The sequence below is a fragment of the Arthrospira sp. PCC 8006 genome, assembly GCF_046480465.1.
GTDB lineage: Bacteria > Cyanobacteriota > Cyanobacteriia > Cyanobacteriales > Microcoleaceae > Limnospira > Limnospira platensis.
In genome coordinates this window covers 16,420-26,529 of sequence record NZ_PKGG01000008.1, presented here as the reverse complement: position 1 = coordinate 26,529, position 10,110 = coordinate 16,420, and the positions used below count along the sequence as shown (strand labels likewise).

The 10,110-nt window shown below is 45.7% G+C and carries 14 protein-coding genes and 1 pseudogene; 2 read left to right on the top strand and 13 right to left on the bottom strand.

The window, feature by feature from the left end:
- Window positions 1–27: 27 nt before the first annotated feature.
- Window positions 28–444 carry an 8-oxo-dGTP diphosphatase MutT gene (gene mutT, locus B9T16_RS02625; RefSeq protein WP_006617775.1) on the top strand — a complete coding sequence of 139 codons (417 nt, stop codon included), beginning with the start codon at window positions 28–30 and terminating at the stop codon, window positions 442–444.
- 230 nt (window positions 445–674) lie between these two features.
- On the opposite strand, the pseudogene B9T16_RS02620 reads toward mutT, so the two are convergent.
- A pseudogene (locus B9T16_RS02620) lies at window positions 675–1,865 on the bottom strand (RNA-guided endonuclease InsQ/TnpB family protein).
- On the opposite strand from B9T16_RS02620, the gene B9T16_RS02615 reads away from it, so the two are divergent.
- Complete coding sequence (locus tag B9T16_RS02615; protein WP_014275231.1) at window positions 1,853–2,056, top strand: hypothetical protein; 204 nt, start codon at window positions 1,853–1,855, stop codon at window positions 2,054–2,056. The pseudogene B9T16_RS02620 and the gene B9T16_RS02615 sit on opposite strands and share 13 nt — an antisense overlap.
- 180 nt (window positions 2,057–2,236) lie before the next feature.
- On the opposite strand, the gene rpmE is transcribed toward B9T16_RS02615, so the two are convergent.
- From rpmE to secY, 12 genes are all read right to left on the bottom strand, one after another.
- A complete protein-coding gene (gene rpmE, locus B9T16_RS02610; RefSeq protein WP_006621318.1) occupies window positions 2,237–2,488 on the bottom strand; it encodes a 50S ribosomal protein L31 in 252 nt (83 codons plus the stop codon).
- A gap of 194 nt (window positions 2,489–2,682) precedes the next feature.
- Window positions 2,683–3,093 carry a 30S ribosomal protein S9 gene (gene rpsI, locus B9T16_RS02605; RefSeq protein WP_006618072.1) on the bottom strand — a complete coding sequence of 137 codons (411 nt, stop codon included), beginning with the start codon at window positions 3,091–3,093 and terminating at the stop codon, window positions 2,683–2,685.
- Window positions 3,093–3,551, bottom strand: coding sequence for a 50S ribosomal protein L13 (rplM, locus tag B9T16_RS02600; protein WP_126277489.1), 459 nt, complete (start codon window positions 3,549–3,551; stop codon window positions 3,093–3,095). Before rplM ends, rpsI begins: the two co-directional genes overlap by 1 nt.
- Window positions 3,552–3,566: 15 nt before the next feature.
- Complete coding sequence (gene truA / locus B9T16_RS02595) at window positions 3,567–4,403, bottom strand: tRNA pseudouridine(38-40) synthase TruA (protein WP_006618074.1); 837 nt, start codon at window positions 4,401–4,403, stop codon at window positions 3,567–3,569.
- Window positions 4,404–4,459: 56 nt separating this feature from the next.
- Window positions 4,460–4,810 (bottom strand): 50S ribosomal protein L17, encoded by a 351-nt coding sequence (gene rplQ, locus B9T16_RS02590; RefSeq protein WP_006618075.1) that lies wholly within the window; start codon window positions 4,808–4,810, stop codon window positions 4,460–4,462.
- A 103-nt stretch (window positions 4,811–4,913) separates the two neighbouring features.
- Window positions 4,914–5,858 carry a DNA-directed RNA polymerase subunit alpha gene (locus B9T16_RS02585; RefSeq protein WP_006618076.1) on the bottom strand — a complete coding sequence of 315 codons (945 nt, stop codon included), beginning with the start codon at window positions 5,856–5,858 and terminating at the stop codon, window positions 4,914–4,916.
- 140 nt (window positions 5,859–5,998) lie between these two features.
- Entirely contained in the window at window positions 5,999–6,391 is a 393-nt protein-coding gene (rpsK, locus tag B9T16_RS02580) for a 30S ribosomal protein S11 (RefSeq protein ID WP_006618077.1), read from the bottom strand.
- An 89-nt stretch (window positions 6,392–6,480) separates the two neighbouring features.
- Complete coding sequence (gene rpsM, locus B9T16_RS02575; protein WP_006618078.1) at window positions 6,481–6,864, bottom strand: 30S ribosomal protein S13; 384 nt, start codon at window positions 6,862–6,864, stop codon at window positions 6,481–6,483.
- A gap of 286 nt (window positions 6,865–7,150) precedes the next feature.
- Window positions 7,151–7,264, bottom strand: coding sequence for a 50S ribosomal protein L36 (gene rpmJ, locus B9T16_RS02570; protein ID WP_006618079.1), 114 nt, complete (start codon window positions 7,262–7,264; stop codon window positions 7,151–7,153).
- A 502-nt stretch (window positions 7,265–7,766) separates the two neighbouring features.
- Window positions 7,767–7,991, bottom strand: coding sequence for a translation initiation factor IF-1 (infA, locus tag B9T16_RS02565; protein ID WP_006618080.1), 225 nt, complete (start codon window positions 7,989–7,991; stop codon window positions 7,767–7,769).
- A gap of 221 nt (window positions 7,992–8,212) precedes the next feature.
- Window positions 8,213–8,791, bottom strand: coding sequence for an adenylate kinase (locus B9T16_RS02560; RefSeq protein ID WP_006618081.1), 579 nt, complete (start codon window positions 8,789–8,791; stop codon window positions 8,213–8,215).
- Window positions 8,791–10,107 carry a preprotein translocase subunit SecY gene (gene secY, locus B9T16_RS02555; protein WP_006618082.1) on the bottom strand — a complete coding sequence of 439 codons (1,317 nt, stop codon included), beginning with the start codon at window positions 10,105–10,107 and terminating at the stop codon, window positions 8,791–8,793. Before secY ends, B9T16_RS02560 begins: the two co-directional genes overlap by 1 nt.
- Between the last annotated feature and the right edge of the window lie 3 nt (window positions 10,108–10,110).

Here is a 10,110-nt window from a genome sequence, read left to right as displayed (position 1 = left end):
GTTGTTTTCACTATTACTCAATCTCTCATGTCTGAAACCTTATCTGCTGTTCCCCATAAATCTATTGGTGTTGCTGTGATCTGGAACGATGACGGACATATTTTGATTGATAAACGTCTTCCTCAAGGTGTTATGGGCGGACTTTGGGAGTTTCCTGGTGGTAAAATTGAACCCGGTGAAACTGTTCAAGATTGTATCCGACGCGAAATTTCTGAGGAAATTGGCATTGCGATCGCTGTCCAAGACCATCTGATCACTGTTGAACACTCCTATAACGATTTTCGGATTACACTTGAAGCCTATAACTGCACTCATCTCTACGGAGTACCTAAAACAATAGAATGTCAAGAAATTCGCTGGGTTACTTTGGCAGAAATTGATCAGTTTTCCTTTCCTCAAGCTAATCAGAAGATTATTGCCGCTCTTCGACAGCTACATTGTTAACTTTTGTAACGAAATTTTAAGAAATGTTAAAATTTTCGCTTTTTTTGGGGGAGGGGTGGCTTTTTCGGTGCAGTTGCGGTACTATTTTAATATAATCGGATGGTTGCACTTTTTTTATTTTTGCAACTATCCCATTATTGAGCGTATTGTCAATATATTACCGCTAATCCTCACCCCTGTCAACCCCTCAAGCGCGAATTTTCCGAAGTGAACTACCCCACCCTGCCGCCCTAGAGGATGGGGCTTCCTGATTCAACGGGAACTGCATCTAACAAAACCGATGTTTTGCCAGGTTGTCTTACATTCCCTCCACAGGCAGTATCGCTGGTTCCCAACGACAATATCCGCAAGGCTTCATTTCTGATATTTTGTGCCGCGTTGACATCTCGATCATGAAAAGTCCCACAATGTTGACATTGCCATTGACGAATATCTAACGACAAACTATCTACTCGGTTGAGGCAAACGTGACAGGTTTTAGAGGATGCAAAGAAACGGTCAACCYCAATATAGGTTTTTCCTTCCCACTCCGCTTTATATTTAAGCATTGTGGTAAACATTCCCCAGCCTACATCACTAATTGCCTTGGCTAGTTTGTGGTTTCTTACCATCCCTTTTACATTCAGATTCTCTACAGCAATAACTTGGTTTTCGTTGACTATCTGGCGGGATAGTTTGTGTAGAAAGTCCTCACGGCAACGGGCAGTCTTGCCATGAACCTTAGCTACTTTTTGTTGGGCTTTAGTTCTATTCTGACTACCCTTTTGCTTGCGGGATAGTTTTTGTTGTTGGCGTTTAAGGTTACGGTGATGTTTGTCGCCATGACGGGGATTATCATACTTTAACCCATCACTGGTAATGGCGAAATGAGTCAATCCAACGTCAATGCCAACCGCTTTACCTTCGGTAGACTGACTCGGAGTTTCTTTCCCATCATCCACCAATACCTAAGCATAGTATTGTCCATCAGAATTTTGGGAGACAGTCACAGTTTTGATTGTCCCTTCAAATTCTCGATGACGATGGCAGTAGACTAGCCCAATCTTCCCAGGTAGTTTGATATAGTCTCCCTCAAACTTAACGTTGGCGGGATAACTTAATGACTGCCGACCATGCTTTGACTTGAAACGGGGCAATTGCGCCCGCTTCTCAAAGAAGTTTTTGTAGGCAATGGAAAGATTGAGAGCAACAACTTGCAAAGACTGGGAATAGGCATCCGTTAGCCAAGGGTATTCCTTTTTTAACCCTGGTAACAGACCCTGGATATATCCACGAGATAATCCTTTGCCTGTCTTGAGATATGTTTCTTGGCATAGGTTGAGTGCAAAATTCCAATACCAACGACAGCATCCAAAGGCCTTGGCGAGAGATGCTTTTTGGTCGTCGGTTGGGTAGATGCGATATTTGTATGCCTTATACATTATCTTTATTTGCTGTTGCCGATAAAATTGTAGCTGCTCATCCGAGGATTCGCGATCGCTCAGTTTGTTTATTGGTTGCTATTCATCCCCTCCCTGCAAGCGAGGAAGGGGAATTCCGCAACATTTTGTTAAATATCGGAAAGTTCGCAGTTTTTTACCATAAAAATAATCCCGTTGATTATTCCCATTAGTAAATATTCAGTAATTCGGGGCGGCGATTATTTACACCAGCCACATAAATCCTTAGTTAATGGGGGTTTACAACTTATTTTACACTGCTCAATATTAGGGATAAACCGGAAACAAAAAAGCGGTCGGTTGCCAGTAGTCAGAAGCTACGGACAACAGACGACAAACAATCAACAACCCGGCTATTTTTTAGATTGATCAGCTTCCGTTCCTGTGGCTTGACTCTCATCAATCATGCCATACTTACGCAGGAAGCGTTCCACTCGTCCTTCTGTGTCAATAATCTTTTGAGTTCCAGTATAGAATGGGTGGATTCCAGACCAGATATCAACGTGCAGTGATGGCTGAGTGCAACCCACTTTCATAACGACTTCGCCGTTACAGATCACTTCAGCTTCAGGATACCATTCGGGATGAATATCAGGTTTAGGCATGGTTTAAGCTACCAAGTCAAAATCAACAAATTTTACTTTCTTTCTATTATAGCCATAATTGGCTCCGGACAAGCCGAGTCACAAAATCTAATCAATTGAGATTCTGCACTCACCTGGGTATTGGCCATAGTACCACCCCCTGTCTAGGATAGTTTACACGATCGCTTAGAGGGTGGATTGATAGCCAAAACTCTCTAGCGTTTCGAGTATTGGGGAGCTTTACGAGCCTTCCGCAGACCGTATTTTTTCCGCTCTTTAGCACGAGGATCACGGGTTAGATAGCCTTCTGCTTTCAGTGGTTGCCGATTATCAGGACTTAACTCGCATAAAGCACGAGCCACCCCTAAGCGGATCGACTCAGCTTGACCTGTCAGACCGCCACCTTGGACATTTACCAGAACATCGTAATCATTTTCTAGCCCTAAAGTTTCTAAAGGTGCTTTAGTCGCCGAAAGATAGCTGCTGTTAAATTGCAGATACAATTCGCCCTCGCGACCGTTAATAATTACCTGGCCACTGCCCGGAACTAAACGCACACGAGCGATCGCTGATTTCCGGCGACCCGTACCCCAGTAAACTGCTTTACCTGTATCTATAGCCTGCATTATTTACCTCCTGTCGGAATTGTGTCAATTTTCAGCACTTCAGGTTCTTGGGCCTGATGCGGATGAGTTGGACCCGAATAAACTTTTAGCTTTGTAAATAGTTGACGGCCCAACGCATTTTTGGGAAGCATTCCCTTAACTGCTTTCTCAATAATTCGTTCCGGGACTCGGCTTTGCAGTTGATCAAAAGTCTCTGTCTTCATCCCTCCCGGTCTACCCGAGTGGCGACGATAGATTTTTTGCTCCCCTTTTTTGCCAGTTACTGCCACTTTGTCAGCGTTAACCACGATCACAAAATCCCCTGTATCCATGTGGGGGGTGTAAGTGGGTTTATTTTTGCCACGAATGATTTGAGCAATTTCCGTAGCCAGGCGGCCCAGTCTTTGATCCGCCGCGTCAATGACGTACCATTTGCGTTCAATGGAGTCAACCGGCGGCAGATAGGTTTTAGTCATCATGATCTTGCAGTTCTCCTAAGTTAATGGTGATTGTGGTTCAGTTTTTCCTAGGATAAATTTAGGAAAAGTATCGAACCAGATATCAGGAGTAAAGGGGAAATTCGGATAGCCTACCCGTAGCAGGCATAACCCCTGGGGAGGGGCTGCCGATTTGACAATTTCCCGACGTTCGTTGACCCAGATATCTTGGAAGTTTTCTAGCGATCGCTCCTTAGCCCCCACCTGTACCAGCAGCCCCACCAGTAATCGCATCATTCCATACAGAAATCCGCTCGCTTGAACTTCAATATGAATAAATGCTTCGCTCCGCCAACATTCCACATCCTGGACATCCACCCAAGCATGGGGGCGACTAGAACCAGCTCGTTGGAATGCTGATAAATGGTGATAGCCCAGTAATGGTTTAAGAGCTGCCAACATTAGGCTTTCATCCAAACGCTGATGATAGTAGTGCCAGGTAAACTCACGGATAAACAAGTTAGGTCGAGCATCCGTGTACAGGCTATAGCGATAGCGTCGCCATTGAGCGTCAAACCTGGCGTGCCAATCGCTGGGCACAGGAGCAGATGCCCTAATCAGCACATCTGCCGGCAATCGGCCATTGAGAATAGTTGCCCACCGATAGGCAGGAATATGGGCTGGGGCATCAAAATGAGCCACCTGCGCTGCTGCATGAACTCCAGAGTCCGTCCGGCCTGCTGCATGGAGGGGGACACGCTCCTGCTTTAACACCTTGCTAATAGCTGTTTCTATGTCCTCCTGAACCGTGCGCTGATTGGGTTGACGCTGCCATCCGTGGAAGTGGGTTCCATCGTATTGGATAATCAGAGCAATGCGCTGTTTATCAGTCATCGACAATCCGCCTTCCCTTGAGTTCAGCTCCCGTCCCCAACTCCCTGACAATCGCTCTAAACCAGCTCAATGATTGCCATTTCCGAGTTATCTCCCCGGCGAGGAACCGTTCGCACAATGCGAGTATATCCCCCTTTACGGGAGCCATAGCGCTGGGCTGCCCCTTCAAACAACGCATGAACCAGTTGTTTGTCATAGATATAGCCCATCGCTTGGCGGCGAGAGGCTAGGGAGCCATCTTTAGCCAGAGTAATCATCCGTTCTACTTCAGAGCGCACAGCTTTAGCTCGTGCTTTAGTCGTAGTTACCCGACCGTGACGGATGAGTTCAGTAGTCAGCGATCGCAAAAGAGCTTTTCGCTGGTCCGCAGGTTTACCAAGTTGATGAATACGACAACGATGACGCATGACAAATTATTTAGATAAGTTACTTAGATTTAGTTCCGAAACCAGCCATAAACAGGCACTCACAACTCACCCCGAGCCGTGAGCCTCTATGGCACTACCAGCCTCAAGATTTAGCAGCTCGCTCTTTAGGTAAAGTAATTCCTAGGCGATTTTGGAGAGCTTCGATCACCTCTTCAGCAGACTTTTGACCGAAATTTTTGATCTCTAGGAGATCTTCCTCCGTATAATCTCGTAAGTCCGCCACCGAGTTGATTTGCGCTCGTTTGAGGCAGTTATAAGCCCTAACCGAAAGTTGTAGCTCCTCAATGGGGATCTGGCTGGTAGGATCGATATCATCCCTTTGATCGCTCGTAATTGATTCTAGGTTGATATCTTTCAGGGCACCGAATAGGTCCACCAAAATCGCCGCCGCTTGACTGATAGCTTCTTGGGGAGTCAAACTACCACTGGTCCAGATTTCCAACGTTAGCCGATCTTTCTCTAAAGATCCGCCATCGCGGGCATCTTCTACAGTGTAGTTTACCTTCCGCACCGGCATGAAAATTGCATCAATTTGGAGAAAATCCAAAGCCGCAGAATCATCCCGATGTCTATCAACCGCTCGATACCCTGTCCCCTTTTCAATCTGACATTCCATCTCCAGAGTTGCCCCCGGGGATAAGGTAGCAATATATTGATTTTTATCGACTACCTCCACTTCCGAGGGTAAATCGAAATGGCCGACTGTTACGGTTGCTGGACCTTGCACCAAGAGACGGCCAATTTGCTTCTGATGGGTATGGCTTTTGAGAACTGCTTCTTTCAAATTCAGCATGATCTCTAGGACATCTTCCCGAGCCCCATCAATCGTTGCAAATTCGTGGTTAACCCCAGCAATTCTGACCGCCGTAATGGCAGTCCCTTCTAAATTTGACAGCAGCACCCGCCTTAGTGCATTTCCAACGGTTATTCCCTGGCCACGATCTAACGGTCCCAGGACAAATTTGCCATACTGACTACGGTCAGTGCTTATATTGGATTCAATACACTCAATCTTAAACTGCGCCACCGATTGACCTCCGTTCGACTCTTACCCCAAAAATTAGACCTAACCCATTACCAATGAAAAATGAAAAGTATCGGGGATGTAACTTCTCATTTTTCCAAACCTGTTACGGCTTTAGTTTGGGCGCACGCCACCAGGCTTTTTTACACCCTACGACGTTTGGGGGGACGACAACCATTGTGAGGAATTGGGGTGACATCACGAATTAGAGTAATTTCTAGTCCCGCTCCCTGCAATGCTCTAATTGCTGTTTCTCGACCTGATCCAGGGCCGCTGACCATTACTTCAATTTGCCGCATACCTTGGTCGGACGCTCGACGGCCAGCACTTTCAGCCGCCGTTTGGGCTGCAAAGGGAGTTCCTTTTTTGGCTCCCTTAAATCCTGTAGACCCGGCCGAGGCCCAAGATATTACTTCCCCGTTTTGATCCGTAATACTAACAATCGTGTTGTTGAACGTAGACTGAATGTAAGCCACCCCGTTGGGGACATTCCGTTTTTGCTTTTTGGGTCCAGTTTTTTTAGTTTGTCGCGCCATAGTTGTCTCTTTAACGACCTATTGAGTTGATTAACTGCCTACTGAATAATTGATTAATACAGTTGGCCCGTGCAAAGCCTCTCCATATACTATTTCTTGGAGGCAGCTTTTTTCTTACCTGCTACAGTTCGGCGAACTCCACGCCTGGTTCTGGCATTAGTTCTAGTCCGCTGACCCCGAACCGGTAATCCCATTCGGTGACGACGACCACGATAAGTACCAATATCCATCAAACGCTTAATGCTCATCGCTTCTAAGCGTCGCAGGTCTCCTTCTACTTGGTAGTTGGTTTGGATTACAGAACGTAAAGCTGCTACGTCCGCATCACTCAAATCCTTAACTCGGGTGTCGGGGTTGACACCTGTCTCCGCTAAGATTTCTTTGGACCGAGATAATCCAATTCCATAGATATAGGTCAGACCAATCTCGACACGCTTATCGCGTGGAAGGTCTACTCCGGCTATCCGTGCCACGTTTTTTTCTCCCTAATAATCGTGCTGTGCCAAAATTAATTACAGTGCTTAGTGACTGAGCTGCCGTGATCGGTCATAATAACAGTCATTAACTTCCTTTGACGAGGGTATCACTGGCTTGGGTTCACGGGATACTTGATTTAGGTTTCCCGCTACTTTCCTTTTTTACCGGTCTGTGTACAATAGACATCAACAGTTAAGATGGGTAGGGTGCGCCAGAAGAATCAATAATAATTGAATATGCGTCATTATGGCTATCTGACGCGCTTTACTACCCTCATCCTAACTATCCTTGTCTTTGCTTATGTTTGGGATTCGAGCAAATCACCATCACTCGCCCTCGACGGCGAATGACGCGACATTTTTCACAAATTTTCTTCACTGATGCTCTAACTTTCATGTCAACCTCATGGGAGTTTGGAAACCACTAGATTTAGCTGGCCGATTACAATTTTATGGATCATGAATTGCTCTAGCCCTACGCGGAAAGAAAGACAGAGGTGCTGTATCTTTCTATCGTTAGCCTGATTTAGGCTCTTTTCAGCACAAAGTTAGTTTGCTACTATGGTGTTACTGGTCGGCGGTACTTTCCCCAGAGTATTATTTGACAACTACGCCCTACGCCCAGGTAGTCCCGTTGTTGATTTTTAACTCTTTGGTTTGAGTGCTTGAGATTAGCGACCCCCCTATACCCTAGGAAATTCAACTATTGTCCATAACTTAGTTCCCCGGAAACATGGCTGTTCAACAGTCATATTTTTACAGGGGGGTGCTGACGCTATATAGAACGACACTAACTACTAATAGTAGTTTACAACAAATTCTTAATTATACCACAGGCTAAAAATTTTCAGCCAGGATTGAGGTAAATCAACCTGGAGCGATTCAGCGATGAGAGGAACCTATTTCTTTTTTAGTCGATAGGTGATCCGACCTTTGCTGAGATCGTAGGGGGTTAATTCTACCTTGACGCGATCGCCCGGTAGAATTTTAATGTAGTTGCGTCGGATTTTACCCGAAATATGTGCTAGTACATTAAAACCATTGTCAAGATCGACTCTAAACATGGCGTTGGGAAGGGACTCGGTCACAGTTCCTTCCATTTCTATTAAGTCTTGTTTAGACAAACTGTTAGTTCCTCAATTCGGTAAATAAACCCCCCAGTAGGCGACTAAAATCATCCAACCAGGTAGAATTGCGTCCGGGCATGGGCCTGAGCGTGTTAACATATCTTATCAAAATCTGGTAATCATCTATGAAATCAACACAAATGACTAAGCCACGATGGGAACCGCCGGGGGGAGATTTTGTTCCCAGATTGGTGAACCTGGATTCTCCATGCCAATAATTAGCTGGTAATTACCTCTTTTAAACTATCGGTTACTTCTTCCATAGAGCGATCGCCATTGATATGATGCAGTTGGTTACGGCTGCTGTAAAATTCAATCAACGGAGCCGTCTGTTCCCGATAAACCTGAAGGCGATGCAGAATCGTTTCTTCATGGTCATCTTCACGACCCCGCACCAGCAATCGTTTCAGGATGACATCATCTGGAACCTCTAAGTTAATGACCCAGACGTGATCTTTATCTGGAATTTTGCCCGTTTTCTCATCAACCGCCAACAAATGCTCTTGGACAAACTGAGCCTGGCTGACATTACGAGGGAACCCATCGAGAATCCAACCCGTTTCAGCATCAGGCTCTGATAAACGGTGAGTCACCATATCCAAAATCAGTTGATCCGGAACCAAATCACCCAGATCCATATAGGTTTTAGCCTGTTGACCTAGGGTAGTTTGCTTAGAGACATGATCCCTCAAAATCTCTCCAGTAGAAATGTGAGGAATTTTCATAATCTGAGCCATACGAGCCGCTTGGGTTCCCTTTCCCGAACCAGGCGGCCCCAAAAAAATCAATTCCCGCATTATTTTTTCACCATCCCTTCATATCTTTGAGAAATTACATAGGTCTGAACCTGCTTGGCGGTATCAATAGCAACCCCAACCAGAATCAGTAGAGAAGTAGCACCAAAGCCTCGGAAAGTAGGAACTCTGGTAGCGCTTTCCACGACAGTAGGAATAATTGCTACTAAACCCAAGAAAACCGCTCCCAAAAAGGTTAAGCGATTCAGAACCCGCTCAATATACTCACTGGTGGCGCGACCTGGACGAATTCCGGGGATACTAGCTCCCATTTTCTTCAAGTTCTGAGCCATATCTACGGGATTCATAATTAAAGAAGCGTAGAAATAGCTAAAGAACAGAATCATCAGCAAGTAAAAGGCAATATAGACCCAAGGAGCAGGTCCTCCGGGACTCAGATAAGTAGAAATTTGTACCAGAATCGGATTATTAGCAAACTGGGAGATAGAAGCCGGAAGAATCAAAACTGCCGAAGCAAAGATAATCGGCATCACCCCGCCTTGATTTAGACGCAAAGGCAGATAGCTACTTTTTTCGCGATAGAGTTTGCGACCCACTTGGCGGCGAGCCGAAACAATAGGAATACGACGGGTTCCCTCTTGTACAAAAACAATCCCAACAATCATGGCTAGGAAAATCAATAACAAGATCACAACTCGTCCTACAATAGCGCTATCACCACTTTGAGCCAATTCAATGGTACTGCCCAAGGATTGGGGTAGAACTGCCACAATGTTGATAAAAATGAGCAGGGAAGCGCCATTACCGATACCCCGTTCTGTAATCAGTTCCGATACCCACATGACAAACATAGACCCAGCGGCTAGAGCCAGGACTACTTCAGCCATAACTATGAACTGTGGTTGATTGGGATTTTGAGCAAAGGGACTGACCCAAATGGCAATACCAATACTTTGCAATATCGCCCACCCCAAAGCCACATAGCGGGTAATTTGGGATATTTTCCGCCGTCCGGCTTCCCCTTCATTTTTTTGCAAATCTTCTAAAGTGGGGAGAGCCGCCGTCATCAATTGCATGATAATGGAGGCGTTAATATAGGGTAGAATTCCCAGGGCAAAAATACCCAGGGCTGAAAATCCACCCCCGGAAAATAGGTCCAGAAAACCGATAAAGGGGGTGTTTTGAATGTTTTGGCTAAATGCTTGCCGATCAATGCCTGGGATAGGCAGGAACACGCCCAAACGGACTAGAATAAGCAGACCAATGGTTACGAGAATACGACCCCGTAAACCAGCAGCCTGAGCCATCTGCATAAATGTTTCCTGTGCAGTTGGCGTTTTTTCTCGACTGACGACCATGAA

Bases quoted from the DNA above. Each gene is read 5' to 3' on its own strand.
- mutT (WP_006617775.1), top strand. From the start codon at position 28: ATGTCTGAAACCTTATCTGCTGTTCCCCATAAATCTATTGGTGTTGCT.
- B9T16_RS02615 (WP_014275231.1), top strand. From the start codon at position 1,853: ATGCCTTATACATTATCTTTATTTGCTGTTGCCGATAAAATTGTAGCT.
- rpmE (WP_006621318.1), bottom strand. From the start codon at position 2,488: ATGCCTAAACCTGATATTCATCCCGAATGGTATCCTGAAGCTGAAGTG.
- rpsI (WP_006618072.1), bottom strand. From the start codon at position 3,093: ATGCAGGCTATAGATACAGGTAAAGCAGTTTACTGGGGTACGGGTCGC.
- rplM (WP_126277489.1), bottom strand. From the start codon at position 3,551: ATGATGACTAAAACCTATCTGCCGCCGGTTGACTCCATTGAACGCAAA.
- truA (WP_006618074.1), bottom strand. From the start codon at position 4,403: ATGACTGATAAACAGCGCATTGCTCTGATTATCCAATACGATGGAACC.
- rplQ (WP_006618075.1), bottom strand. From the start codon at position 4,810: ATGCGTCATCGTTGTCGTATTCATCAACTTGGTAAACCTGCGGACCAG.
- rpsK (WP_006618077.1), bottom strand. From the start codon at position 6,391: ATGGCGCGACAAACTAAAAAAACTGGACCCAAAAAGCAAAAACGGAAT.
- rpmJ (WP_006618079.1), bottom strand. From the start codon at position 7,264: ATGAAAGTTAGAGCATCAGTGAAGAAAATTTGTGAAAAATGTCGCGTC.
- B9T16_RS02560 (WP_006618081.1), bottom strand. From the start codon at position 8,791: ATGCGGGAATTGATTTTTTTGGGGCCGCCTGGTTCGGGAAAGGGAACC.
- secY (WP_006618082.1), bottom strand. From the start codon at position 10,107: ATGGTCGTCAGTCGAGAAAAAACGCCAACTGCACAGGAAACATTTATG.